This window comes from Streptosporangium sp. NPDC002544 (genome assembly GCF_040295965.1).
Classification (GTDB): Bacteria; Actinomycetota; Actinomycetes; order Streptosporangiales; family Streptosporangiaceae; genus Streptosporangium.
In genome coordinates, this window is sequence record NZ_JBEOWJ010000030.1 from 72,443 (window position 1) to 98,002 (window position 25,560).

At 70.1% G+C, this 25,560-nt stretch carries 21 protein-coding genes and 4 pseudogenes; 14 read left to right on the plus strand and 11 right to left on the minus strand.

Going from position 1 to position 25,560, the window contains the following annotated elements; genetic code table 11:
- Positions 1 to 28: 28 nt before the first annotated feature.
- From ABT061_RS35385 to ABT061_RS35400, 4 genes and pseudogenes are all read left to right on the plus strand, one after another.
- A complete protein-coding gene (locus ABT061_RS35385; protein WP_350926296.1) occupies positions 29 to 1,264 on the plus strand; it encodes a CoA transferase in 1,236 nt (411 codons plus the stop codon).
- Positions 1,261 to 2,700 (plus strand): amidohydrolase family protein, encoded by a 1,440-nt coding sequence (locus ABT061_RS35390; protein ID WP_350926298.1) that lies wholly within the window; start codon positions 1,261 to 1,263, stop codon positions 2,698 to 2,700. The genes ABT061_RS35385 and ABT061_RS35390 overlap by 4 nt, the downstream gene beginning before the upstream one ends.
- A gap of 275 nt (positions 2,701 to 2,975) precedes the next feature.
- Positions 2,976 to 3,155 carry a hypothetical protein gene (locus ABT061_RS35395; protein ID WP_350926300.1) on the plus strand — a complete coding sequence of 60 codons (180 nt, stop codon included), beginning with the start codon at positions 2,976 to 2,978 and terminating at the stop codon, positions 3,153 to 3,155.
- An 11-nt stretch (positions 3,156 to 3,166) separates the two neighbouring features.
- Positions 3,167 to 3,403 (plus strand): annotated as a pseudogene (locus ABT061_RS35400) (helix-turn-helix domain-containing protein); the annotation flags it as partial.
- Between the two features lie 19 nt (positions 3,404 to 3,422).
- Here the strand turns inward: ABT061_RS35400 and cpt are convergent.
- The gene (cpt, locus tag ABT061_RS35405; RefSeq protein ID WP_350926302.1) at positions 3,423 to 3,944 is read right to left on the minus strand and encodes a chloramphenicol phosphotransferase CPT; all 522 of its coding nucleotides are present in this window, start codon (positions 3,942 to 3,944) and stop codon (positions 3,423 to 3,425) included.
- A gap of 263 nt (positions 3,945 to 4,207) precedes the next feature.
- Between cpt and ABT061_RS35410 the strand changes: the two genes are divergently transcribed.
- Complete coding sequence (locus tag ABT061_RS35410; RefSeq protein WP_350926304.1) at positions 4,208 to 4,690, plus strand: NUDIX domain-containing protein; 483 nt, start codon at positions 4,208 to 4,210, stop codon at positions 4,688 to 4,690.
- A gap of 104 nt (positions 4,691 to 4,794) precedes the next feature.
- On the opposite strand, the gene ABT061_RS35415 is transcribed toward ABT061_RS35410, so the two are convergent.
- Entirely contained in the window at positions 4,795 to 5,625 is an 831-nt protein-coding gene (locus ABT061_RS35415; protein ID WP_350926306.1) for a PhzF family phenazine biosynthesis protein, read from the minus strand.
- 405 nt (positions 5,626 to 6,030) lie between these two features.
- On the opposite strand from ABT061_RS35415, the gene ABT061_RS35420 reads away from it, so the two are divergent.
- Together ABT061_RS35420 and ABT061_RS35425 are read left to right on the plus strand one after the other, a co-directional pair.
- The gene (locus ABT061_RS35420; protein WP_350926308.1) at positions 6,031 to 6,462 is read left to right on the plus strand and encodes a nitroreductase family deazaflavin-dependent oxidoreductase; all 432 of its coding nucleotides are present in this window, start codon (positions 6,031 to 6,033) and stop codon (positions 6,460 to 6,462) included.
- Between the two features lie 167 nt (positions 6,463 to 6,629).
- Complete coding sequence (locus tag ABT061_RS35425; protein WP_350926310.1) at positions 6,630 to 7,526, plus strand: alpha/beta hydrolase; 897 nt, start codon at positions 6,630 to 6,632, stop codon at positions 7,524 to 7,526.
- A 56-nt stretch (positions 7,527 to 7,582) separates the two neighbouring features.
- Here ABT061_RS35425 and ABT061_RS35430 read toward each other — a convergent pair whose 3' ends face one another.
- The 3 genes from ABT061_RS35430 to ABT061_RS35440 form a co-directional block, all read right to left on the minus strand.
- Positions 7,583 to 7,789, minus strand: coding sequence for a hypothetical protein (locus ABT061_RS35430; RefSeq protein WP_350926312.1), 207 nt, complete (start codon positions 7,787 to 7,789; stop codon positions 7,583 to 7,585).
- Between the two features lie 129 nt (positions 7,790 to 7,918).
- Positions 7,919 to 8,152: a BRCT domain-containing protein gene (locus tag ABT061_RS35435; RefSeq protein WP_350926314.1), complete on the minus strand. Its 234-nt coding sequence runs from the start codon at positions 8,150 to 8,152 to the stop codon at positions 7,919 to 7,921.
- Positions 8,125 to 8,871 (minus strand): helix-hairpin-helix domain-containing protein, encoded by a 747-nt coding sequence (locus tag ABT061_RS35440; protein WP_350926316.1) that lies wholly within the window; start codon positions 8,869 to 8,871, stop codon positions 8,125 to 8,127. The genes ABT061_RS35435 and ABT061_RS35440 overlap by 28 nt, the downstream gene beginning before the upstream one ends.
- Before the next feature lie 196 nt (positions 8,872 to 9,067).
- On the opposite strand from ABT061_RS35440, the gene ABT061_RS35445 reads away from it, so the two are divergent.
- On the plus strand, positions 9,068 to 10,408 hold the full coding sequence (locus tag ABT061_RS35445) for a hypothetical protein (protein WP_350926318.1): 1,341 nt from the start codon (positions 9,068 to 9,070) through the stop codon (positions 10,406 to 10,408).
- Between the two features lie 305 nt (positions 10,409 to 10,713).
- Here ABT061_RS35445 and ABT061_RS35450 read toward each other — a convergent pair whose 3' ends face one another.
- Complete coding sequence (locus ABT061_RS35450) at positions 10,714 to 11,184, minus strand: hypothetical protein (RefSeq protein WP_350926320.1); 471 nt, start codon at positions 11,182 to 11,184, stop codon at positions 10,714 to 10,716.
- Between the two features lie 666 nt (positions 11,185 to 11,850).
- Here ABT061_RS35450 and ligA point away from each other — a divergent pair.
- The 4 genes and pseudogenes from ligA (at position 11,851) to ABT061_RS35475 (ending at position 14,748) form a co-directional block, all read left to right on the plus strand.
- Complete coding sequence (ligA, locus tag ABT061_RS35460; protein ID WP_350926322.1) at positions 11,851 to 13,953, plus strand: NAD-dependent DNA ligase LigA; 2,103 nt, start codon at positions 11,851 to 11,853, stop codon at positions 13,951 to 13,953.
- A 296-nt stretch (positions 13,954 to 14,249) separates the two neighbouring features.
- Positions 14,250 to 14,360: pseudogene (locus ABT061_RS35465) on the plus strand (recombinase family protein); the annotation flags it as partial.
- Between the two features lie 25 nt (positions 14,361 to 14,385).
- Positions 14,386 to 14,550 (plus strand): annotated as a pseudogene (locus ABT061_RS35470) (recombinase family protein); the annotation flags it as partial.
- Complete coding sequence (locus ABT061_RS35475; protein WP_350926427.1) at positions 14,527 to 14,748, plus strand: helix-turn-helix domain-containing protein; 222 nt, start codon at positions 14,527 to 14,529, stop codon at positions 14,746 to 14,748. The pseudogene ABT061_RS35470 and the gene ABT061_RS35475, both read left to right, overlap by 24 nt.
- Positions 14,749 to 14,906: 158 nt before the next feature.
- Here the strand turns inward: ABT061_RS35475 and ABT061_RS35480 are convergent, their stop codons facing one another.
- Positions 14,907 to 15,365, minus strand: coding sequence for a MarR family winged helix-turn-helix transcriptional regulator (locus ABT061_RS35480; protein ID WP_350926324.1), 459 nt, complete (start codon positions 15,363 to 15,365; stop codon positions 14,907 to 14,909).
- A gap of 179 nt (positions 15,366 to 15,544) precedes the next feature.
- On the opposite strand from ABT061_RS35480, the pseudogene ABT061_RS48440 reads away from it, so the two are divergent.
- Together ABT061_RS48440 and ABT061_RS35495 are read left to right on the plus strand one after the other, a co-directional pair.
- Positions 15,545 to 17,135, plus strand: a pseudogene (locus tag ABT061_RS48440) (MFS transporter).
- Position 17,136: 1 nt separating this feature from the next.
- The gene (locus tag ABT061_RS35495) at positions 17,137 to 18,981 is read left to right on the plus strand and encodes an FAD-binding oxidoreductase (protein WP_350926325.1); all 1,845 of its coding nucleotides are present in this window, start codon (positions 17,137 to 17,139) and stop codon (positions 18,979 to 18,981) included.
- Between the two features lie 319 nt (positions 18,982 to 19,300).
- Here ABT061_RS35495 and ABT061_RS35500 read toward each other — a convergent pair whose 3' ends face one another.
- The 4 genes from ABT061_RS35500 to ABT061_RS35515 all read right to left on the minus strand — a co-directional run bounded on the left by ABT061_RS35500 (position 19,301) and on the right by ABT061_RS35515 (position 25,508).
- The gene (locus tag ABT061_RS35500; protein WP_350926327.1) at positions 19,301 to 20,131 is read right to left on the minus strand and encodes an HPP family protein; all 831 of its coding nucleotides are present in this window, start codon (positions 20,129 to 20,131) and stop codon (positions 19,301 to 19,303) included.
- A 524-nt stretch (positions 20,132 to 20,655) separates the two neighbouring features.
- The gene (locus ABT061_RS35505; protein WP_350926329.1) at positions 20,656 to 21,060 is read right to left on the minus strand and encodes a RidA family protein; all 405 of its coding nucleotides are present in this window, start codon (positions 21,058 to 21,060) and stop codon (positions 20,656 to 20,658) included.
- A 102-nt stretch (positions 21,061 to 21,162) separates the two neighbouring features.
- A complete protein-coding gene (locus tag ABT061_RS35510; RefSeq protein WP_350926332.1) occupies positions 21,163 to 23,046 on the minus strand; it encodes an FG-GAP repeat domain-containing protein in 1,884 nt (627 codons plus the stop codon).
- Positions 23,046 to 25,508 carry a hypothetical protein gene (locus ABT061_RS35515; RefSeq protein WP_350926334.1) on the minus strand — a complete coding sequence of 821 codons (2,463 nt, stop codon included), beginning with the start codon at positions 25,506 to 25,508 and terminating at the stop codon, positions 23,046 to 23,048. Before ABT061_RS35515 ends, ABT061_RS35510 begins: the two co-directional genes overlap by 1 nt.
- Between the last annotated feature and the right edge of the window lie 52 nt (positions 25,509 to 25,560).

Consider the following 25,560-nt stretch of genomic DNA (forward strand, 5'->3'; position numbering starts at 1 on the left):
CAGCCCTCTTGTCCGACCAGAGGGTGTGATGACCCCCGATCCGCCGGCCGACTGGGCGCGCAGCGGCGTCGTCACGCTGACCGGCCGCGAGAGCGGCCCTCCGCTGGTGCCACCGGGCCGTGCCGCCACCGTGGCGCGGGAGCTGGCCGGCCGCTTCACCGAGTTCACCGGGGTGCGGGTGGACGGTGCCCGGTTGCTGGCGGAGCGTGCCGCCTTCACCGGCCACCGGCGAGGTGGAGCCGTGTCGGCCGGAGGCGCGTGCCGGCTGCTGCGCACCGCCGACGGCTGGGCGGCGGTCTCCTGCGCCCGCCCCGATGACCCGGCGTTACTGGGAGCGCTGGTCTGCGCGGAGGTGGGCGACGACCCGTGGCCGGCGGTCACCGGCTGGCTGCGCGAGCACACCGGTGCCGAGCTCGCCGAGCGGGCGGCGCTCCTCGGCGTCGCCGCGGGCCCGGTCCGGCACCGGGCCGTTCCGCCCGTCCCGCTCATCCCGCCCGCGCCGGTGACGCCCCGGCCACCGGACGGTCTGCTGGTCGTGGACTTCAGCGCGCTGTGGGCGGGCCCGCTCTGCGCCCACCTGCTCGGCCTGGCCGGTGCCCGGGTCGTCAAGGTGGAGACGCCGTGGCGGCCGGACGGCGCCCGGGGAGGGAACGCCGCGTTCTACCGGCTGCTGCACGCCGGGCACCGCTCGGTCGTGCTCGACCCCCGCACCCCCTCCGGGCGGCACGCCATGGCCGCCCTGGTCGACGCCGCCGACATCGTCATCGAGGCGTCCAGGCCCCGCGCGCTGGCCGGTTTCGGGCTCGACGCCGAGGCCGCGGTCGCCGCCGGCACCGTCTGGATCTCGATCACCGCCTACGGGCGCGGGAGCGACCGGGTCGGATTCGGTGACGACGTCGCCGCGGCGAGCGGCCTGGTCGCCCATGACGCCGACGGGACCCCGTTGTTCTGCGGCGACGCGATCGCCGACCCGCTCACCGGCCTGACCGCCGCCGTCCTCGCCGCGACGGCGCCGCCGGACGGCACGGGCGCGCTGTGGGACGTCTCCATGTCCGACGTGGTCGCCGCCACGCTGGATCCCGTCGCGGAAACGCCCCCGAGCTCGGTGGCCGCCCGGTCGCGGAACGGTGGCTGGGTCGTCGACGCCTCCTCCGGCCCGGTCGACGTCGCCGTCCCGCTGCGGCGGCTGGTGTCCGGGAGGGCACCCCGGAGCGGGGAGCACACCGCCGAGGTGCTGCGCGAGCTGGGCGTCGTGTCCCGGTGACCGGTCTGCTGCTGCGCGGCGCCGAACTCGACGGGCGCACCGGGGTCGACGTCCGCGTCGAAGACGGCCACGTCGTCGAGGTGGGCACCGCCCTCGGCCGCCGGCCGGGAGAGGCCTGGTACGACTGCCGGGGCGGCGCGCTGCTGCCCGGGCTCTGCGACCACCACCTGCACCTGCACGCGCTCGCCGCCTGGGGCACCTCGGTGCGTTGCGGCCCTCCCGAGGTGACCGGGCCCGCCGCGCTGGCCGCCGCACTGGCCGCGGCCGTCCCCGACGAGCACGGGTGGATCCGTGGCGTCGGGTACGCGGAGACGGTCGCCGGTGACCTCGACGCCGGCGCGCTGGACCGCCTCCGTCCCGACCGCCCGGTCCGCGTCCAGCATCGCAGCGGCGCGCTGTGGACCCTCAACACCGCGGCCATGGCCGCGACCGGTCTGGCCGGGGCCGACCACCCTGGCGTCGAACGGGACGACCGCGGCTTTCCCACCGGGCGGCTCTGGCGCGCCGACGGCTGGCTGCGCTCCCGGCTGCCGCCCGCCGGACCGCCCGATCTCGCCCCGGTGGGCGCCGCCCTCACCCGCTTCGGCATCACCGCCGTCACCGACGCCACCCCCGATCTCGACGCCGGCGCCGTCGCGGCGATCACCGAGGCCATGCGGGGCGGGGCACTGCCTCAGCGCGTCCAGCTGCTCGGCGCCCCGCTGGACACCCCGGCCGGGTACGGTGACCCCGCGGGGTCACCGTACCCGGCCGTCGGGCCATACAAGATCGTGATCGCCGATTCCGGGCTGCCCACACTCGACGAGCTCACCGGCCGGATCCGGGCCGCGCACGCCGCCGGGCGCGCGGTCGCCGCGCACTGCGTCACCCGCGAGGCGCTGGTCCTGCTGCTGGTCGCGCTGGACGACGCCGGTTCCCTGCCCGGTGACCGGGTCGAGCACGCCGCACTCGTACCGGCCGAACTCGCCCCGGAGATGGCCCGCCTCGGCCTGCGCGTCGTCACCCAACCCGGCTTCCTCGCGCACCGGGGCGACGACTTCCTGCGGGACCTCCCCACCCAGGACCACCAGGACCTGTACCGCTGTGCCACCTTCTTCCGGGCGGGCGTACCCGTCGCGCTGTCCAGCGACGCCCCCTACGGCCCGCTCGACCCCTGGGCCGTCATCGGCGCGGCGATCCGGCGGCACACCCCGGCCGGGCGGGTCGCCGGTCCGGGTGAGCGGCTCACCTTCTCCCAGGCCCTCGACGCCTACCTCGCCCCGCCCGGCGATCCGGGCGGTCCGGCCAGGCGCGTCCGTCGCGGCACACCCGCGGACCTCGTCGTCCTGCGCACTCGTCTCGACGACGCGCCCGCCGACCCGGAGCCCGTCCGGGCGGTGCTGGTGGGAGGCCACCTCGTCCGGGACGGGCTCGGCGCGGGGGCCGCCGGCGGGTAGACGCCGTACGCCACCGCCCGACTCCTCACGGACGGCCGACCCGCGCGCGCGTCGAGGTCAGCCCTTCAGGCCGGTGTGGGCCAGGCCCTCGATGAACTGCCGCTGCGCGAGGACGAACACCACAAGCACCGGTAGCGTGTCATCGAGGCGGCGGCGAGCTGGACGTTCCACATCGGCCCGCCGTAGGCGTCGACGAACTGGGTCAGTGCCTGCGGCAGGGTGAACCTCTCCGGCGAGGAGAGGTACACGATGGGTTCGAGATAGAGGTTCCAGCTGTGCAGGAAGGTGAAGATCGCGACAGCGCCGAGCGCGGGACGGGCCAGCGGCAGCGCGACCCGGTAGAAGGTGCCGAACCTGCCGCGCCCTCCTTCGGCACCGACGGCGGCGTGGAGTACATGTTCTACGAGGCCGGCCAGCGGAGCCGGTCGACGATCGCCGTCGCCCGCGCCGTCTAGTGCTGTGACCGGATAGGTTCACCGTCCGTGAGGTCATCCACCGGTTCAACGAGATCCGGCCGGCCTGCCTGGACCCTCAGTGGGCGGGAGGTCGTCCCCGCCTGCTGAAGCCTGGCGAGAAGGAATTCGTCGTGGAGACGGCCACCACCCGCCCGACCAAGCCCGGCAAGCCTTTCACCCGCTGGTCGCTCCGTAAAGCCGCCCAGCACCGCCGCAGCCTGAGCTGCCCGTTGCCGAACACCGGACGGCCGGGAGTTGATCCGTCGATCAGCTGACACGGGCGGCGATGGTCCGCGCGCACACCAGGGACTCGGTATGCGTCGTGTCCACCTCCAGGTCATAAATCACACCGTCGTGAACCACATCCGCTTGCGACGCGGCCATACCCTGGACCCGATCTCCACGTGCGACCTCGCGGCCTGCGGCGACCGTACTCTCACACCTCACGCCAACCCACAGCACGTCCAGCTCGCTCAGAGCCTTCTGCCACCGCTGCTGGGACGAGGCTCCGCCGAGAAAGAAGTCATCGACGATGACCCTGGCGCCGGCACGGGCCATGGCCACGACACCCTCCATCCAGGCTGCCTCCAGCGACCGGAAGTCCGCCCCGATGCTCACCCCGCCGTCCGCCGCGATCTCGATCCCCGCGTCCGACGCCTGCATCCTCGCGGGCATCGCGTCGACGAATGAATCGACGCCGAACGCCAGCCACGGATCTGGAAGAACGGCCTGCAGGCACCGTACGATCCCGGACTTCCCCGAGCTGGAACCACCATTGATAATGATCATCCGAGTCGCCACCCCGCCACAGTAGGGCCTCTCCCATACGGCACAAAACGGATTTCGGCAGACCACACCCCGGTGAACGTTCCTGGTCACAGCACCAGGGACACGCGTTCCTGGGGCGCGTAAGCCGCGCACCACCGGCTCTCCCCGGTCACGAACCCGCCGTGCCATGGCCGCCTCCGCGCCGCCATCGACGGCCTCTGCCGCGTCTGGTCACCGTTACCGGCCATCGCCCCCGTACGGGGTGCTGGTCTAGTCTCACGATCGTGACGATCAGGAACTCGCACTGCTCCTTCTGCGGTGCGGCATTCGCCCCCGGACAGGATTGGCCGCGCACCTGCGCCGGCTGCCGGAACACCTCCTACCTCAACCCGCTGCCGGTCGCGGTGATGGTGCTGCCGGTCGACGACGGCCTGCTGGTGATCCGCCGTGACATCGAACCGCACCGGGATGAGCTCGCCCTGCCCGGCGGCTTCGTCGACATGGGCGAGTCCTGGCAGCAGGCGGCCGTCCGGGAGCTCCGGGAGGAGACGGGGATCGTCGTCGACGCGGACGAGGTGCGCCTCCTCGACGTGCTCAGCGCCCCCGACGGCACTGTGCTGATCTTCGCTCTGGGGCCGAGGACCCGCTCGGCCGCCCTCCCGCCGGTCACGCCCACGGCCGAGACGACGGAGTGGCTGCTGATCGACGGGCCGAGGGAGCTGGCGTTCCCGCTGCACACCAGGATCGTGGCGAAGTACTTCGGCTGAGCGGCCGCCGAGAGGCAGGCAGGCGCCGCACGACCCTCGCCCCCGCAGCGACCCCGTGGTTCTCGTACGGCGGGCGCCTTCGCAGGCGATCAGGCACAGCACGTCTACAACTCGACCTCGCCTGTGACGCAGGTGATCGTGCCGCCGCCGACCCAGATCGTCCTGTCGGCGTCCCGGGAGATGTGGGCGCGCCCGGCACGCCCGAGGACCGTCCCCTGACTCGCCACATACGGTGCCTCGGCGCGGCCGGTGCGGAGCAGCCACTGCGCGAGCGAGGCGTTCAGGCTCCCGGTCACCGGGTCCTCGGCCGTGGCACCGTCCTTGGGGAAGAACGCCCGCACCTCGAACGCCTCCGGCGACCCCTCGGGATACGGGCCGACCACACCCACGTCGAGATCCACGAGCCCTGGCCGCAGCGCGAGCACCTCGTCCGCGCCGGCCAGCAGGACGGCCACCCAGCCGGGCCCGTTGGCCGCCCACTCGGCGTCCAGGATCTCGGCGCGGCCGATGCCCAGCATCCGCGCGACGCGCTCCACCACCGGCTCCTCGACCGGCCCCGAGCGGAGCAGCGGCGGCGCGGCGAAGGCCAGCCCGTATCCGGTCCGGCGCACCGGCACCAGCCCCGCCCCGCACTGCTGGACGATCACGTCGGCCCCGCCCGGCGTCCCGCCCGCCGCCAGCCAGGCGTGGCAGGTGCCCAGCGTCGGGTGCCCGGCGAAGGGCAGCTCCGAGCCCGGAGTGAAGATCCGCACCCGGTAGTCCGCGCCGGGCGCGCTCGGCGGCAGCACGAAGGTGGTCTCCGACAGGTTCGTCCAGCGCGCGAACTCCAGCATCTCCTCGGTGGTCAGCCCTCTCGCGTCGAGCACGACGGCGACCGGATTACCCCGGTATGGAGTGGTGGTGAAGACGTCGACCTGCTGGAAGGGACGCGGCATGCCGCCGAGTATGCCACCCCGGGCCTCGAATCCACGCCTTGACAGCGTTCACCGTGAGGGCTTGTAATGATCCACGTCGCGTGTCGCCGACCTGGAGGACGGCGGTGGCATGGAGGCGCCGTAACAAGGGATGATGTCGTGACCTCTCACTTCACAGGCTGCGCCTAACCGCATCGCGCCCGCGCGCCGTTCCCGCATTCGGTGGTGCTGAGCACCGCTTTCGCAGGTGAGCTCTTCTCGAATCCGACGGGCCGGTGACCGGCCGGCGGCCCACTGCCCCGCGTACTCATCGAGGCTCCATGCCCGCGGCCGAGTCGGCGCGCGGCGGCTTCGTACCCCCCGTACCGCATCATTCATCTCCACCGCGCACCCTCGCGCTTCACCCACGCCTGGAGTAGGCAGAGCATGCCCAACGACTTCAATCAGCGGATCATCGAAGAGTTTCGTGCCAACGCCGGCCGGGTCGGCGGCCCCTTCGAAGGAGGCCGGTTACTCCTTCTGACGACGACCGGGGCCAGGACCGGCGCGCGCCGTACCACCCCGGTCGGCTACCTGCCGGACGGCGCGCGCAAGCTGATCATCGCCTCCGCCGGGGGCGCGCCGAGCCATCCGGCCTGGTACCACAACCTCCTCGCCGACCCGCGCGTCACCGTGGAGGACGGGGTCTTCACCTACCAGGCGCAGGCGGTCGTCCTGGAAGGCGAGGAACGGGACCGCCTCTTCGCCCGTGCGGTGGAGTCGGACCCCGGATGGGCCGACTACCAGGCCAGGACGAGGCGGGTCATTCCCGTCATCGCCCTGAACCCCGTCGACGGCGGGCCGCCCGCCGGACCGTAGGGGACTCCCTTGCCATCAGTGCCTTCACCCGGGCCGACCGGCCGCACGTGCCGCGCGCCGGCTGGTGACCGCTCTCATCACCAGGCCTGTCCCACTCAACGAGCTTCAGCCACACCGGGCAGATGGCGGTCCATACCCCGTCACCCGCACAGCGGAAGGATCACGTTTTGAACGTCACACACATCCCCACCACGCCCGACGACAGCGCCGCGGCTCTGGCCGAGCTCAGGACTCTGCAGTCCCGTCCCCCCGTCCTGCCCGCCGACGCCGACCGCACGCCCGCCCTGCCGCACACCGGCGGCATTCCCGGTGAATGGGTCACCGCTCCCCGCCGCCCGGCAGGCCAGACGGCGATCGAGGCGGGGGTCACGATCTACGTCCACGGGGGCGGATTCGAATACAAAAACCCTCACCTGGAACAGGTCATGGCTTATCGCTTGTCCCGAGCGACCGGCCGCCCCGTCCTGGCGGTGGACTACCGTCTCGCCCCCGCCCACCCGTATCCGGCCGCGCTCGACGACATGGTGGCCGCCTATCGAAGCCTGCTGGACCAGGACGTGCCCGCCTCACGGATCATCCTGGCGGGTGAGTCCGCCGGGGGCACGTTGCTGCTGTCGGCGCTGCTCGTGCTCAAGCAGGCGGGCGATCCCCTCCCCGCGGCGGCGGTGGCCATTTCCCCGCAGACCGACCTCACCCTGTCCAGCCCGTCCATCGACGCAAACGACGGCCAGGACTTCGTCAACCGGGCCGTACTCGACCATGTCCGCACCCGGTATCTGGCCGGGGCACAGCCGGACCGAGCACCTCAGTCTCCCCTCCACGGCGAGCTCGACGGGCTGCCGCCGCTGCTGCTCGCGGTGGGCTCGAAAGAGGTGATGCTCGACGACGCGCGGCGCTTCGCCGAAGCCGTCTCCGCCGCCGGAGGAAACGTCTGTCTCGACATCTACGACGGCATGCCCCACGCCTTCCACGCCACCGTACTGTCGGCGACCCCGCTTCCCATCGCCACCATCCTGCTGCACCGCATCGCGGAGTGGATCGGCCGACAGGACCGATCACGATGATCATCCCAGGACTCCGAATGGTCTCACCGAGCCGGCCACCGCCGTCATCGTCCGGTTCAGTCCACGTCGCGCCCGTGATCGTTCTCGCCTTCCTTCTTGGCGATGAGCTGCCTGAGCGCGCCGACGATCGTGAAGACCACACCGATCACGAAGATCGGAAAAGCGCCCGGCGCCCGCTGGGGCAACGCCATCCACGACATGCCCGTGGCGACCGTGTTCAGGACGCAGCCGACCAGGAAGATCGTGCGCCAGACCGAGATCACGCCGTCTCCATCATTGCGACTTCACAGTGACCGGCTCGTTCCCCATGATCGACGAGTACGTGATGATGACTCTCTTCCCGCGTAGGCCTATACGAAGAGAATGCTAAGCAGTTGCTCCGAGCTCGTCGATCAGATGAACGGGCCGATGAGGTCGGCAAACTCCTCCGGGTCGACGATCCGCACGCCCAGGCTCTCGGCCTTGGCCCGTTTGGAGCCCGCGTTCTCCCCGGCCACCAGCAGGCTGGTCTTGGCCGAGACGCTGGAGGAGGATTTGCCTCCGGCGCGTTCGATCAGCTCGTTCATCTGGTTGCGGGTCAGCGCCTCCAGCGCCCCGCTCATCGAGCCGGTGACCATGACGGACATCCCGGCCAGCGGCAGCTCGGACGTGCCGCTCGCCTCGGGGTCGGCGCCGGGCTCGGCGGGTGGCTCCAGCCCGGCTCGGTCATGGTGACCCCGGCCTTGACCAGCTTGTCGATGAGGTCGGCGAGCTCGACCAGCTCGGCCACCACCACCGGTGACTTCTCCTCACCGATGCCCTCCACCGCCTGGATCGCCTCTGCGTCGGCCGCGCGGACGGCGTCCATGCTGCCGAAGTGCCGGGCGATGCGGCGGCTCATGGAACGGCCGGTGCCGCGCACGCCCAGCGCGCAGAACACCCTGCTCAGCGGCTGCGCCTTGGCCCGCTCGATGGCGGCCAGCAGGTTGTCGGTGCTGGTGGCGCCCATCCGCTCCAGGCCCAGCACCTGCTCACGGGTCAGATAGAACAGGTCGGCGAAGTCGGCGATCAGCCCGGCGTCCAGTAGTTGCTGGATGCGGTTCTCGGCCAGGCCCTCGATGTCGAGCTGGTCGCGGCCGGCGGCGTAGCCGATGGAGGCGATCGCCCGGCAGGCACGCCCGCGTACGCACCGCCACCGCTCCTGGGAGGCATCGATCGCGTCGCCGCAGGACGGGCAGACCTGCGGGATCGCGATCGGCTGTTCGGCTCCGGTGCGCAGGTGCACGACCGGGGCCTCGACCCGGGGGCTGGCCGAGCCGGTCACGGTGGAATTGCGCGGTGAGGTGATGTTCCCTGTCAAGTTCATCTGTTCAGGGCCTCGTAACTCTTGCAGGGCGGGGGTTGCCGGCCCCCGGCGCACAACGACAGCCCAGTCGGAGTGGGTAACCGCCAGTTCACCGTCGCCGGGCGGACCCGACCGGCCGACGACCTCACCCACCAGATCCTGCTCGAACGGTTGGACCATGGTGATCGGCGCCGGTTTTTCACGGCATTCTTGAGCGGTGCTTGAACTGAGGGCGTCGAAGCCGGCGATCATCGCGGCCCAACTCGGTGCGACCTGGGCAGTGGGGGCGATCGCGCTGCCACTGGTGTGGCGGTTCCTACCGGTCGCGGCGTTCGGGGGTGGAGAAAGCGGGGTCGTCCTCGTCGCCCTCCTGGGCGCACTGCTCGTCCTGGCCTACCTGATCGTAGTGATCACGGCCACCCGCAGGGCGTCGGCCCTCGGCGCGACGGTCATCGGCCGGGTGCTCTGGGCGCTGCTGGTCCTAGGCGCGGGGACCGCCGGATGGGCGCTGGGCTGGGCGGCGACCGACGTCGCCGGGCCCGGGGTGAGTCGCAGCGGGCTGTTGTCGTCCCTTCTCGGAGGGATTCCGTTCGTCCTGGCGGCCGGGATGTTGCTGCGTGGATGGCGGCTCAGCCTTACCGCGCTGGGGCTGAGCGTGGTGCTGATCGGTGCCGGCGTGGTGGTGCTGCGCCAGGAGTCGCCAGAGGAGTTCGAGGCACGGCTGGCGGCTGCCGGCGTACGTAGGGAGACCACGTACGTGGTCGCCATCCCCGGCTACCGGTCCAACGGCGGCCGCGACTACGGCCACGGGCTGGGCGACGCCGGCTTCCTCCCCGAAAACCCGGACGCGATCCCGCCCGATCGGCACATCACGATCATCGCGTACGACCGGCTCATGGTGGGCGAAAAGATGTGCGGGCAACCCACCGCCCAGGACTCCCGCCTGACATGGGGCTCCTGCACCGTCGAGTCGGGCGGCCTGGTGTACCGGCACAACGAGATCGAGCACGGCTACCAGGTGCCGGTCGGCCGCCGGCACGTGACGGTGGTGGGAACCCCATCGGTCGACCATGACCTGCTGCGGGCCGCGGCGCTGAGCCTGCACCTGGCCACCGCCCGCGAACTGGGCGCCGTCCACGAGCAGACCGGCGACTACTACGCGGCGAGGATCCCCGGATACGCCGGGCAGCCTACCGGGATCCCTCCGGGCATGATCTACCTGCCGTTGGACCGCACCGGCATCGGAGCGCAGAGCGTCGCGATCCAGTTGTACGTGACCTACGCGGACGGGGAAGACATATGCTTCCGCACCACTGAGTGCACACCGGATGGCGCCGGCCTCACGCACGTCCGCCACGAGGACACGCACGGGTACGTGATGCGGCGCGGTGAGGTGAACGTGCGGGTGCTGGGCGGCCTGCGGATCGGCAAGACGCCACTGCGGCAGGCCACCCTGAACGCCCGCCCGGTCACCGAGGAGGAACTGCGCCGCGCCCTCCCTCCGCTGCAACCGCGTCACACCATCGACCGCTTCCGCCGATGGCTGCGGACGTTCTGAACTTGTACGGGCGCTTTGAGCTTGACATGAGCCGGCACCTGGAGCTGGACGGCGTCCCCCTCAGCCCGCCCAACTGACAGCGCAGTGGAAGTTGGGCCGGTGGGGCCGGCAACCCGGTCGCCGATGCCATTGTGGAGCGGGCCCAAGCGCTGCTCGACAATGGCCAGGAGCGGTTGCTCGCCACAGCAGATGCGTTCGACACCGCCTTGGGTGGCCGGGACTAGTGGCGGCTGATCGGCTCTGTCAGTGTCATCCGACAATCAGCGAGGCAGGTGAAGGTCTGACCTCGCTGATCTTGCCAGCTGCTACGCGGACTGCTGGAGTTTCCGCAGGGAGTTCTTGATCGTCTGGAGTTCACCCATCAGGCGATCCACCGCAGCATCCAGGACGAGGACCGGGTCCTGGGCTGACCAGAACCGGAGCGTTCGCTCCAACTCCTCCCGCCAAAAGGTGGCGTCGTCCTCAACCTTTAGTTTGAGGTGCCGGGCGAGGTCGGCAAAGCCCGAGCCTGGCGCATGTGAGCTCTCGGAGACAACCAGCGCCGAGAGCATCGGCCGGCCATGCTCGACCTCATACATGCTGACGTGGCCGAGGGCCGGGAACATAGCCCGGAAGGGTGGTCGGCTCATCCCGGTGTTGATCCCGTCCGGGTCAATCAGGAAGCCGAGCGCCTTGTAGCTCAGACAGGCAGCCAGGGGTTGCGCCGGGTCGGCAGCCCGACTCCGGTCTAGCAGTGCACGGTGGATCGCCTGCTCATCCGACGTGAGTGTGATCATGAAGACTCCTCGTGGGGAGGTGGCCCGTAGGCCAGTAGGTCCGGAGACGGCGCCGCCCGTGGGCAGTGAGTCGACAGCAGGGCCTTAGGTCTGGTCGGCGCCAGGGTTCGGAGGAACGGAAGTTGAGTCCGCCGTCCGACACGACTGTTCATCAGCTGCTCTCACCTCAGACAAGTGCTGTGGCCTCGGCCAATGCGTGCTGATCGCGCCGGAGGTGTTCGGCCGGCGCGATGATGACGGCATCGTCATCCTGCTGGAGACCGAAACCGCCGAAAGATGCTTGAGCGTCTCCCTCGGGCCTGAGGGTTGCCGTGCGGCAGGTCCGACATCAAGGCCGTCAGCACCATTGCCATGAGCATGCCTGTCCACCGAGATGGTTACAGGACAAGCACGCTCATATCTATCGCCCGGGCGAGCTCATCGAGGGCGCGGAGGTCAGGCTCGCATCTCCCGGGTCGGCCGGGATCTTCAGCAGCTGCCCAGCATGGTGTACATGCCGCCGCGACAGACAGAAGTGGCCTTCGCGGCGACCAAGGATCCCACTTGTGTTGCCTCTCCCGGCATGCGGTCATCGATCACGAACGTTATCTATTGACCACAGCCTCACAGCGCGCAGGCCTCGGACGGCCGAACGGAATTGTCGGTGCCATCAAGCATGATCGAACCATGACCGAGGAGCCCCCGATCGCTGTCCTGACCGACGACACGGCCTACGCCGAAGCCGTTCAACTGGCTGTTGACTCCGCCGCCGCGTACTACGCCGACGGCACCTCCACGCTCGACGACGATGCCTACGACAGGCTCGCGCGCGGGATCCAGGCGTACGAGGAAGCCCACCCCGAGGCGGTGCTAGCGACCTCACCCACGGGCAAGGTCGCCGGTGGCGCCGTGGTTGGCGACGTGCCGCACACCGTGCCGATGCTCAGCCTGGACAATGTCTTCGGCGCCGAGCAACTGGCCGACTGGGCCACCTCGTTGGAGCGCAGGCTCGGACGCCCGGTCGCGGCGTGGAGCGTCGAGCCCAAACTCGACGGCTTGGCTATCTCGGCCCGCTATCGTCACGGCCGCCTGACACAGCTCGTAACCCGCGGCGACGGTACTGCCGGTGAGGACGTCTCCCACGCGATCGGCACCATCGTGGGGCTGCCCGCCAGGCTGGCCGAGCCGGTCACCATTGAATTGCGTGGCGAAGTGCTCATGACGACCGAGCAGTTCGAGGTGGCGTGCCTCAAGCGCCAGGCGCACGACGGCACCACGTTCGCCAACCCGCGCAGCGCCGCCGCCGGCACGCTGCGCGCCCAGGACCGGCCGTACGTGTGTGAGCTGACGTTCTTCGGCTACGGCGCACTGCCGTACCCCGACGACGCCTCCGAGCAGGCCGCTTCGCTGCGCGAGCTGCCGCACAGCGAGATCATGACGTGGGTCGCTGCGCAAGGCGTGCAGACCACCGCCGCCACCCCAGTGGCCGGGATCGTCGCCGAGACGCTGGTGCAGGTACAAGAGCGCATCGAGCAGATCGCCACGGTGCGGCCGGAGCTGCCCTTCAACATCGACGGGATAGTGATTAAATGCGATCTGGCCGCCGACCAATCGCAGGCCGGTTTCGGCTCGCGCGCGCCCCGGTGGGCGATCGCCTACAAGCTGCCCGCCACTGAGAAGATCACCAAGCTGATCGGCGTCGAGTGGAACACCGGCCGCACCGGCATCATCGCCCCGCGCGCCGTGCTGGAGCCGGTCGAGCTCGACGGCAGCATCGTCACCTACGCAACGCTTCACAATGCCTCCGACATCGCGCGTCGTGGCTTGATGCTGGGCGACAGCGTGACCGTGTACAAGGCCGGTGACGTGATTCCCCGCGTTGAAGCCCCGGTCGTGCACCTGCGCACCGGAGATGAGCGGCCGATCGAGATTCCTCAGGTCTGCCCGTCCTGCGGTGACGGCATCGATAGTTCGCAGGAGCGGTGGCGGTGCGTGCGCGGGCGCTCCTGCCGGGCCATCGCCTCCATCACCTACGCCACCGGTCGCGACCAGCTCGACATTGAAGGGCTGGCCACGAGCCGTATCGAGCAGATGCTGGACGCCGGGCTTATCTCCGATTTCGCCGACCTGTTCTATCTGACCCGCGAGCAGGTGCTGGGCCTGGAGCGGATGGGCGAGACCAGTACCAACAACTTGCTGGCTGCCATCGAGCGGACCAAGGCCCAGCCGCTGAGCAGGGTGTTCTGCGCGTTGGGCGTGCGCGGCACGGGCCGTTCCATGAGTCGGCGCATCGCCCGGCACTTCGGCAGCATGGACGCCATTCGCGCGGCCGACGCTGAGGCGATCCAAGCGGTCGAAGGCATCGGCCCGGAGAAGGCGCCGGTGGTGGTGGCCGAGCTGGTCGAGCTGGCACCGCTGATCGACAAGCTGGTGGCGGCCGGGGTCACCATGACCGAGCCCGGCTGGAGGCCACCCGCCGTCCCTGGCATCGACGTCGACCCCGATGCGCAGACGGCCCCGGAGGCGGGCGGCACGTCCGAGCTGCCGCTGGCCGGGATGTCCGTCGTGGTCACCGGATCAATGAGCGGTGCGCTGGAGGCGCTGACCCGCAACCAGATGAACGAGCTGATAGAACGCGCTGGAGGCAAATCCTCCTCCAGCGTCTCGAAGAAGACCAGCCTGCTGGTGGCCGGGGAGAACGCGGGCTCCAAGCGCGCCAAGGCCGAGAGCCTGGACGTGCGGATCGTCGGCCCCGAGGAGTTCGCCGACCTCGTCGGCGAACTCCTCTAATCGGGGCCGGAGCTATAGAAGCGGGGACTGGAGAGCAGATCGGCGGCCATAACCGTCAACCGCAGGTCGTTCAGCTTACTCATGGGGGGCGTTTGCTCACAGTGATGACATTGTGGCCTGCCTGCCGCGCCGGGGGCCGCCGTTCTCAGGCTGCTGCGCTCGGCTGAGCGGCGCCCGCTTCTCCCCCGTTCAGGTTGCCACCGAGGTGATCGTGCCCGTGCCCTTAGCCGGGTGAGGCGGCCCGCATCGCGGGCGACTCTATCGAACTCGGGGTACATCATCATCTCCACGAAACTCTGGACAAGGCCAGTGGCGCCAAGGCCTCCCGGCCCGGCCTCGACCTGGTTCTCAAGCTGCTGCGCGAGGGCGACACGCTGAAGGTCACCCGGCTGGACCGGCTGTCGCGCTCAGTCCTGCACTTGGTGCACCCTCGGGGCGGACCTGCGCGAACGCAAGGTGGGCCTGCATGTGATCGAGCAGGGCATCGACACCGACACGATGGAGGGCCGGGCGATGTTCGGCATGTTGTCGGTCCTGGCCGGGCTGCAGCGCGAGCTGATCGTGGCCAACACGATGGACGGCCTGACCTCTGCCCGTGCCCGCGGCCGGGTCGGCGGACGCCGGCCCAGGCTCACCGCCGACCAGGCCGCCCTCGCCCAGGAGTTATACAACACGCGGGACAAGACCGTCCAGCAGATCGCGGACTTGTTCGGGGTACCGCGCTCAACGGTGTACGGGCACCTGAAGGGTGACACTGTGCCCCGCCAGCCAAAGAAGACCCTGGACAGGGCGTAGCCGTGAACGCCTCGTATGCCTTGGCCTTGGCGGCCAGTTCCTCCAGCACCTCGACGGCGCCCTTCGGCCCTTGGGAGGCCGCGCTGATCTGGTCGGCGTAGGACTCGGCGGCGGCACCGCACTCGGCTCCGGACCCGGGGACTCACCCAGAGGACACATCAGTGGTGCTTGCCGCCGTGCTGATCGACGAGGCGGGTGAGCAGGTCGATCAGGTTCCGCCGGTCGGCCGCGGGCAGCGGGGCGAGGTACTCGTCCTGGGCGGCGGCGAGGAGCCGGTCGAGGTGGGCGAGTTGCTTCTGGCCCGCCGCGGTGATGGTGACGATGTTGCGCCGACGGTCTTCCGGGTCGGGTGCGCGCTCGAGGAGGTGCCGTTCGGCGAGGTCGTTGACGGTCGCCACCATGTCGCTGCGGTCGATGCCGGTGCGGCGACCGAGGGCGGCCTGACTGTCCGGGCCGTACTCCTCCAGCGCGGCGAGCAGAGAGTAGTGGTAGCGCCGAACGCCGGCTTGGGCGAGCGCTTGATCCACGATCCGGTTGGCGATCAGCGCCGCGTGGTTGGTCAACCTGCTCGGCAGCGTGCGCAGCCGCTGCGGCGGCGGTCCCTCTGCGGTGTCCACGGGGACAATCTAGCAAATTGTTGGCCGCGCCCACGATTGTGTTTAATGTTGGCCGGGCCAACGTTGGCTTATCCAACAAATCTGTGAGTAGAGGTGTGACCTCTCATGCCGCCGGATGGTGCGCAGCACGTGTACCGGCCAGAGCTCGACCTTCAACCACACAACACAAGGAGATTGCGTTGAGTACCGACGTCGGTGCGGCGGCCGCACCACGGGCAACCCGAAGAGAATGGCTCGGGCTGGCCGTCCTCGCGCTTCCCACCATGCTCATCGCCATGGACCTGACCGTGCTGCACCTGGCGCTGCCCGCGCTCACCGCCGACCTCAGGCCGGGCAACACCCAGTTGCTGTGGATCGTGGACATCTATGGATTCCTCATCGCCGGCTTCCTCATCACCATGGGCGCGATCGGGGACAGGATCGGCCGCCGGCGGCTGCTGCTGATCGGCGCGGTCGCGTTCGGGGTGGCCTCGGTGCTGTCGGCGTTCGCGGTCAACGCGGCGATGCTCATCGCCGCCCGCGCGCTGCTGGGCATCGCGGGCTCCACCCTGATGCCTTCCACCCTCTCGTTGATCCGGGTCATGTTCCGCGACCCCAAGCAGCAGGGCGCGGCGATCGGGGCCTGGACCGGCTTCTTCGGCCTCGGCACGGTGATCGGGCCGCTGGTCGGCGGCACGTTCCTGGAGCTGTTCTGGTGGGGCTCGGTCTTCCTGCTCGGAGTCCCGGTCATGCTGCTGCTGATCGTGGTCGGCCCGCTCGTGCTGCCGGAGTACCGGCAGGAGTCGGTTTCCCGACCGGACTTCATCAGCGCGATCATGTCCGTCGCCGGGATCCTGGCCCTGATCTACGGTCTCAAGCGGATGGCGGAGGACGGCCTGCGCCCCGAGCCGGGCATTGCCATCATCGCGGGCCTGGCGCTGGCGGTGCTCTTCATCGCTCGTCAGCGCCGGCTCCAGCAGCCGCTGGTCGACCTGTCGCTATTCCACCACGGCCTGTTCGGCACCGCCCTGGGCATGCTCGTGCTGGCAACCCTGCTGTCCGCGGGATCGCAGTTCTTCGTCATGCAATATCTGCAGCTGGTGCACGGGCTACCCCCCGCTGCAGGCAGGGCTCTGGTCGCTGCCCACCACCATCGCGATCATGATCGGCGCCATGGCGGCCCCGGCCCTGGCCGGCCGCATGAAACTGCGCACGCTGCTCGCCGGCGGCCTGGTGGTCGCCGCGGCCGGCATGGTGGTGCTGACCCAGGTCAGTGGTCCGGCCGACCTGTACGTCGCGGTGACAGGAGCGGCCGTCATCGGACTCGGGCTCGGGCCGATGATCTCGCTGGGCACCGGACTCATCGTGGGAGCCGCCCCGCCCGAGCGGGCCGGCGCCGCGTCCGCGATGGCCTCGACCGGCACCGAGCTCGGCAGCGCGCTGGGCGTCGCGGTGATCGGCAGCATCGGCTTCGCGGTGTACCGGGCGAACCTGGCCGACAGGCTCCCCGAGGGGCTGCCCACCTCCGTGGTCGAAACGGCCAAGGACACCCTGGCCGCCGCGGTCAACGTCGCCCGCGAGCTACCGGCCGCCGACGGCGCCGGGCTGCTGGCGGCGGCCCGTGAGTCCTTTGTGCACGGCCTGCAGGCGACCGCGATCATCGGAGCGGTGCTCGCCGCGCTGCTGGCCCTGGTGTCCGCGACCCTGCTACGCAGCGCCCGGATGCCGGGCTCCCCGCCGCCCGCGCAGGCCGGCGACGCGGCGAAGTCTTTGAAGAAAGTGGATAACTGACATGCTGGATACGAACTCCGCGACCGACGCGGCCCAGACTCCCGTGGGGGTGTGGACCGGTCTGGCGCACCGCGACGACGAGACCGATTCCTTCACCCTCTCGTTCGCGCCCGACGGCACGGTCGCGCTGCGCACTCCCGTCAGCGTCGGCACCGGGGTCTGGCGCGCGGGCCGGCCTGGTCTCTTCTCCTACGAGCTCACCGAGGTCGCCACTCCGGCCTCCGATCATTCAGGTCGCGTGCAGATCCACGTCGAGGCTCACCTGGATGGGGCCGTATTTCGCGGGATCGGCACCGTCAGCGTCTACACCCCCGACGGCGTACCGGCGCACACCGCCATGTCGGCGACGTTCACCGCCGACCGCCTCACCGGCGGGCGGGCGGCCTGGCACGACGTGGTGAGCCTGGGCGCGCCGATTCGAGGGCGCACGCTCTACCCCGGCGACGAAGGCTTCGAGGAGGCCTGCACCGGCTGGCTGCTGACGGTCGAGCACCGGCCCGCGGTGGTCGTGGTCGCCGCCGACGCCGACGACGTGGCCGCCGCCGTCCGGTTCGCGGCCGAGGCGGGGCTCCCGGTCGCGGTGCAGTCGACCGGGCACGGCAAGTCCGTGCCCGCGGACGGAGCCGTGTTCATCAACACCGGTGAGCTGCGCGAGTTGTCGGTGGACCCGCGCGCCGGCACCGCGAGGATCGGAGCCGGGCTGCAGTGGGGCGAGGTGCTCACCGCGACGGCCGAGCACGGCCTCGTGCCGCTGTGCGGCTCCTCCAGCCAGGTCGGGGTGATGGGCTACCTGACCGGCGGCGGGCTCCCGCTGGCCTGCCGCACCTACGGCTTCGCCGCCGATCACGTCCGCTCGCTCGACATCGTCACCGCCGACGGCCTGCTCCGCACCGTCTCACCCGGCCAGGAGCCCGACCTGTTCTGGGCGGCGCGGGGTGGCAAGAGCAACTTCGGCGTCGTGGTCGCGGCCGAGATCGAGTTGCTGCCACTGCGCACCGTCTACGGCGGTGAGCTCTACTACCCGGGCGAGAACCCCGGGCACGCCGCCCACGTGCTCGGCTCCTACCTGGCCTGGGCCAAGGACCAGCCGGAGGAGATGTCGTCCTCGGTGTCGCTGCTGCGCTTCCCTAACCTGCCGCAACTGCCTGAGGAGCTCCGCGGCCGTTCGTTCGTGCAGGTCCGGGTGGTCCACATGGGGGACGAGGAGCAGGGCGCGCGGCTAGTAAAGCCGTTGCGCGCGCTCGGCCCGGAGAAGGACACCTGCCGCGCCATGCCGTACACGGAGATCACCGAGATCTACCAGGACCCCAAGCACCCGGTCTCAACGCACCTGCGCGGCGCGTTGCTGCACGAACTGGATGACGAGGCCGTGAAGGAGCTGGTCTCCTTCATCGACCCGGCGGCGCCCGGGGGCCCGTTCCCCGGCATCGAACTGCGTCACCTGGGCGGGGCGCTGAACCGGACGCCCGGACGGCCGCACGCGGTCAGCACCCAGGGCGCGGCCTTCCACCTGTGGCTGCGGATGCCGGCTCCGGCCGGGCAGGCCGACGCGGTGCGCAAGACATCCGACGAGGTGTTGGAGCGGCTCCGGCGGTGGGACACCGGCGCCATGCTTCCGGGGTTCCTGTTCGACCACGACTCGGCTCCCGAGCGGGTCAGGCGGGCCTACACCGAGGCGGCCTACCGGCGTCTGGCCGCGCTGAAGGCGACCTACGACCCGAACCACCTTTTCCGCATCAACCACACCATCCCGCCGCTCAGTAACGGGGAGCACACCCGATCGAGCACGGCGCAGGACATGAGGTCAATCGGCCTTCTCCTCGACGAAGACGTCAGCGTCGATTGATCGAGCCAAGTCGCCAACTCGCCGGGCGCAGGCGGAATGTCAACACGTGTGGGCTAAACGGACCCGGACGGCGACGGGCCCGGACGCCCACACGTCTTGAGACCGTCCCGCTGATCGCCGAGCTCGGAACTGACCCCGCGCTGACACTCACCGCAACAACAACCTCCACCACCGAAAGACACTGGGAGACATCATGAGCAAGGGCGGTGCGGCTGCCGTGCTGCTGCTGTCTGTCGCGTCCCGACGGAGTGAACGCGAGCACAGGGCATGGCAACCGGTCACCGTGGCCTCCTGGGCGAAACGGCAGAGCCGGTGGTCGTCACCACCAGTAGGTGGGGTAGCGCGGTGTCACCCCGCTGCGTCCGATGAGCATGCCGACGAGCACCAGGACGACGGTCGCGGCGACGAGTATCGGCAGGAACGGCACCAGGGGCTGCTGCTGGGCGACCACGACCGTCGCGGTGGCGGCGGCGGGCGAGTGCGGCGTACGAGTCAGGGCCGTGACCCCGAGGGCCAGACCGCCGGCGACGGCGGCGGCCCAGACGGAAGAGCCGGCGACGGCCAGTACGGCGAATCCGGTGAGCGCCGCCAGCAGCTGACCGCCGATCACGCTTCGCGGCTGCGCCAGCGGCAGGGTCGGCGCGCCGAAGACCAGGGCGGCGCTGGCGACGAGCGGGGGTATCAGCCAGACCTGGTCCAGCACGGTGCCGAACGCGACCAGGGTGACCAGGGCGATCGTGGCGCCCGCGGTGAAGACGGCGATGGCCGCCATCTTCGGCCGGGCGGGTGCGCGGCTCCTGAGGCCCCGCCAGGCGTCCGTCGCGATGATCTCGTCGGACATCCCGGCTTTCCCGCTCGTCGGCGAGACGAAGATCGCCTTCTCGTCGTCCTTGCCGAAGGCAACCGGGTACGCCACATGGGCGGTCCGCCAGGGCCGCGACGGCTCCCCCCGGTTCTCCGGATCCGGTGTGGCCTCGATGGGCCCCTTCAGGTGGCCCCTCTCTTCCCGCGAGATCTCCTTCGGGTCCCCGACGGCCTGCGGATCGAGCCGCGCGGTCGCCAGGACCTCTTCCGGTCCGGACGCCTGCGGCGGGAACGGTGTCGTCCACCTGCGCATCCGGCCGGCCGGGAAGAAGTTGCGAACCCCCATGGAAAATCTCCTACGATCTCGGCATCGGTCGCCAAAGATCGCAGAAGGTACTTGTGCCTTACTTGGAGGTCAGCGCAAGCGCCTGCCCACCGGGCGAACGTTGCCTGATACGGCACTGGTCGACGAGGCGCACGGCCAGGACGTCCCCGCTGTCGGCCAGAGGTCCGGTCCAGATCAGGTGCTTTCGGGCGCCGTACCCGGGCTGGGGAGTCTCCCCTCAGGTCGCGGCGTCCTTCGGCATGACGGCCCCGGCCTGGACGATGGACCCGGGTGGCCGGGACGACTCGCCGGCGGAGGTGAGCGCCCGACGGCCGTCTGTCCCACGACGGCGGCGGTGACCGGCGGGCCGTGACCCGCGATCCATGGGCCGCGTGTCCGACGGACGAGGCCGAGGTGGTGTGCGGAGACTTCGAGGGTCGCGGACCTGGCCGGACACGCTGGACCGAGTCGAGCGTGTCCGCCTGGCCCTTCTCACCGCGCGCGCCGATGGCCCCGAGGCCGGCTCGGCGCGCGCGTCGTGAGGATCAGGACCGTCGGCGGCTGCCCTTGACCGCGACGACGTCGATCTCCACGAGGATTCCGCCGAGGCTGGATCCGGCGGTCGTGCGGGCCGGGCGCGGTTCGTCGAAGAACTCGCGGTAGGCCGTGTCGAAGCCGTCCCAGTCGTTGTCGATGTCGGCCAGGTGCGCGGTCACCTTGACGACGTCCTGCAGGTCCGAGCCCGCGGCCTGCAGCGCGGCCGCGACGTTGCGCAGCGTCTGGCGGGTCTGCTCGGCGACGTCGTCACCGACGATCGTCCGGGTCACCGGGTCGACCGGCCCGAAGCCCGCGGTGTGGACGAGATCTCCGACGACGACCGCCTGGGAGTAGGCGCCTCGCGGGGGCGGAGCCTGGTCGGTGTGGATACCCACCTTCATATGATCTGTCATGCCTGATTCCTCTCGATGGCCGGTGCCGGCTCCGAAGGTCGACCTGGTATCGCCGCCGGGTGACCGGACCGGTTTTCCCGGCAAGCGTCGTATCACGGGTCCCTAAAGCACCAGGGAGAGCGCGCCCTGGAAACCGGTGCCGCCCGATCTGGGGGTGCTGGACCAGCGGTTGCCCGAGGTGGCGCCGTTGTTGGCGTAGATCGACAGTCCGCCGGAGGCGTCGCCGACCACCAGGTCCGGCCCGGAGCCCCCGGTCACGTGGCCCAGGCCGAGCGACCGCGTTCCGGTCCAGTTGCCCGGCACCACGATCGGATCGGTTGACGCGCCGGTCGGGAAGACCCACAGGGACCCGTCGTTCTCCAGGTCGACGAGATCGGCGATGCCGTCGCGGTCCACGTCACCCAGGGCGAGCCGGGTGGCCGTCTGCCAGTTGCTGCCGACCCACGCGCGCGGCGTCCACGGGAAGGCGGTGGTGGATCCGTTGCCGGGGTAGGCGTACATGTCGCCGGTGTTGTCGCGTCCGACGAGGTCGGCACGTCCGTCACCGGTGACGTCCCCGGCCATCAGGTGGTTGAAGATGTTCCAGCCGGTTCCGCCGAAGTAGCGGTTGGTCCAGCGCAGGCCGGTCGTGGACCCGTTGTTGAGGTAGATCCACAGGGTGCCGTTGGACAGGCGTTTGTCGACCGCGAGCACGTCCTGAAGGCGGTCGCCGTTGACGTCTGCGAGGAGGATCTGCGAGGCGAAGCCCCAGTCGGTGCCGGCACTGACCCTGTCGGGCCAGGGATTGCCGGTGGCCGCCTTGGTGTTCGGCAGGAGCCAGAGGTCGCCACTGCGGGCGACATGGGCGACCAGGTCGGGCTTGCCGTCGCCGGTCACGTCGCCGGTCACGACGTCGAGCGCGTACTCGAAGCCGGTGCCCGCGGCGAAGCGGGTCGTCGGCGACCACATCGAGCCCGCCGTGGCGCTCTGCCAGGGGTGAATCCACAGGGCGCCGGAGGGGTCCCGCGAGATCACGTCCGGATGCCCGTCGCCGGTGACGTCGTCCATGGACAGCCGGTCGGCGCTGCTCCAGCCGCCGGTGCTCCCGTACACGATCGAGGTCCAGAAGTTCGACGCGGTCGACCCGTTGTGCGGGTAGACCAGGAGGGCTCCGGTGGTGTCGCGGGCGACGATTTCGGGTTTGCCGTCGCCGGTGACGTCGTCGAGCATCATCATCTGGGCGAGGTTCCACCCGTTGCCCGACCAGATCGGAGACTGGGTCCATGGGTTGGAGGTGACCGAGCCGTTGTTCGGGTAAACGTAGAGGGTTCCGCTGCTTTCGGTGGGGTTGCGCGCCAGCAGATCGGGTTTGCCGTCACCGGTGACGTCGCCGACGAGGATCCGGTCGACGATGTTCCATCCGGTGCCGGCGGCGAAACGGCTGGGCCACGGGTTCGCCGAGCCGGAGCCGTCGTTGGGGTAGATGTACAGCGTGCCGTTGTTCGCCGAAGGGTCGCGCACGACGACGTCGGCGCGGTTGTCGCCGGTGACGTCGGCGACGATCAGGGTGTCGGCGAACTCCCACTGCGGCGGCGTCGCGGTGTAGGTCGTCTCCCACGGATTGGAGGTGGTGGCCCCGTTGCCGGTGTAGACGCGCAGCGCTCCGGCGTCGGGGCCGGACAGTTGGGCGACCAGGTCGGCCCGGCCGTCGCCGGTGACGTCGTTCGCCGCCGGCGACGGGGTCGCGGCGGTGCGGGACGGGCCCGAGCGGGCGGTCGGCTCGGGGGCCGCGGCCAGAGTTCTGGCGCGAATGCCGCTGACATCCCACTTCTTGGTTTTGCCAGGCTTGCTGGGCTTACCGGATTTGCCGGAGTGGTAGGGCTCGGTGGGGCCGGGGGCAGGCCGCTTGCGGTCGTCGCCGGGTGCCGCGTGCGCGGCCGGGGCGACGGTGAGGATCGCGAGGGCGAGGGCCGCGGCGACCGCGGTCGTGCGAATCGACGTCGTCATCAGAGTTCAATCCTTCGTCCGGCACGGTACCTACGTCCGTTCGCAATGATCCACTTCAACCCGGGCAGGGGTGGTGTCTCGATCACCACGCGCCCCGGTTTGTGGTGCCAGTCGCCGTGGTAGTCCACCTTGAGGGTGTCGTCGTGCTGGCCCTCCACCTTGAAGCGCAGCGTGACCGGGCCGAACTTGGTGGGGATCTTTTCGAAGCGGGTCTGCTTCTTGTCCGACAGCCACTCCAGCGGGCAGAGCCGCAGCAGTTGCAGCTGGTTCCGGACAAGGCTGTCGTCGATGACCGAGTGAATGAGCGACCAGGTGATGATGGGGTGCGAGAAAAGGTTGCCGTAGATCGCGTTGCGGTGCTCGCTGGAGACGTAGGTGTCCTGGGAGAGGCCCCCGGTGAGCAGGCCGTACAACCCTTCAAGGAAGTGCGCCCGGTCCCCCAGCTGCCAGGTGTGGAACATGTTCCAGCTGTAGCAGGGCTCGGCCGAGGACTGCTCGTGGTCGAGGATGGCGCGGTCGAGCGCGTTGTGGTGCACCGGGTCGAACAGCTTGGTGTTGGGGCCCACCCGGAAGAACTCGACGAACGACGTCATCATCGGGTCGGAGGCCGGCATCAGCCCGGCCCACACCGACATCAGCGCGCCGGTGTCGAGCATGGTGAAGGCGTCCCAGACCCCCTCGCCCGCGAACTGTGGCCGGAAGACCGGCCACTGCCTGCCCTTGTCGTCGGTCCATTTCGCCGACCGGCCGGCGAGGTCGCGGACGGCCTGGACGAACGTCGCGCGGAAGGTGTCGGCGAAGGTGGCGAACTCGCCGGCGCGGGGGTGCTTGATCCGCTGCAGGAATTCGACGGCGGAGGCGAGTCCCTTGTAGGTGAAGCACTGGCTGATGAAGCCCTGGGTCTCGACGCCTTCGTCGGTGGAGTAGCCGGGGGGCATCAGGCCCTTGACGCCGCCGTGGTTGGTGAGCGCGCAGGCCTGGACGATGTATTCGCAGGCTTTGACGATGACGTCGGTCCACTTGGTGATGAACGCCGGACGGTCGGTCAGCAGCGCGTGCACCGACAGGATCTCCAGGATCGCGCCATGGTCGCTGATCCAGTCGACGGCCTGCAACGTCTTGGGGGTCGACAGGTACCCCGGGTACGATCCGCCGGCGAAGACCGCACCGGGCGGGGTCCGCGTCCCCTGGGTGGCCTTGTAGATCTCGATGTGGTTCTCGACGACGTCGTGATAACCGAGCCGGTCCATGAACATGTGGCTGACCATGGAGGTCGGCGTGCTCCACAGCACGTCGTAGGCGTATGAGCCGGACAGGAAGGTGAACAGCCCGGTGTCGGGGCTCTTCTCCGCGACCACCTGAGCGAGCTGCGGACCACGGCGCATGACCTGGTTGATGTAGTTTTCCGGGGTTTCGATCACGGCGATCGTCGGCGCGCTCTCCTTCCAGAACGCCTGGCATTTGGCGAGTGCCCCGTCGCGGCCGAACGCGGCCTCGGCCTTGGCGTCGGCGAGCGGCTGCGGAATCATCGGGATGAGCACGTCGACGTAGGCCCCGACGGTCGCCGGGAGGCCGAGCCTCAGGTCGTAGACGCCCTTGACCTTGGCGTTCTCGGTCATGGCGATCGAGCCCTTGTCGGCGGTGGTCACCATGACCTTGACGTTGCCCTCGGAGTCGGTGATGGGCACCGTGATGGGCTTGCCGGTCGGGTTCCACACCCGCCCCATCGTCAGGCCGGTGAGGATCGGCGCCGTCTCGGGGAAAACGGTGAGCGGCACGCCGTCCTCGTCCTGGTACGGCCCCGCGGGCTTCATGTACGACCCGCTGAGCCAGAGCTGGAACACGAAGTCCTTGACCGCGCTGACCGGGTCGACGTGGACGACCTCGAAGCGGGTCCAGGAGTACATCGGCTCGGTCGCCGTCTGGACGATCTGCTCGCCCGGGACGTGCGCGAACACCGACTGCTTGACGACCAGGCCCTCCTGGCGGCGGTGCTCGGTCCACAGGACGGGGGCGTCGCTGTCCTCCTCCCAGCCCTGCTGCCCGTAGCCGAGGTCGTCGTCCCAGACCTCGCGCACGGTCGACGGGAAGTCGCGGAAGCCGCCGCCGCGCATGGGCATGACGACGGTCGTCTGAAAGTTCTTCCCGTGCCAGGGCTGGGTGTTGGGCTTGGCCGCCAAGACCCAGCTGGGGTCGCAGATGAGCGCGCCGTTGTAGACGACGTTGAACCGGAAGAGGTGGCCCTTCCAGCCGATGGGCGTCCACACGTTGCGCTGCGGGAGCCACCAGTGCTTGGAGCGTTCGATGTTGGGTTCGGGATCGGACGCCGCCAGTGGCGTCGGCACGAATGTGTCGGCGTACGCGCTCGACTGCCCGGCCAGGGGGGTGGTGGCGGCCAGCGCTCCGCCGGCGACGGCTCCACCGGTCATCAGGAGCATGCGGCGCCTGGATGGTTCTTTCACTTGGACAGCCTCCTCGAACAGCACTCGCACAGCGTCGGTGCCGGACGTGACG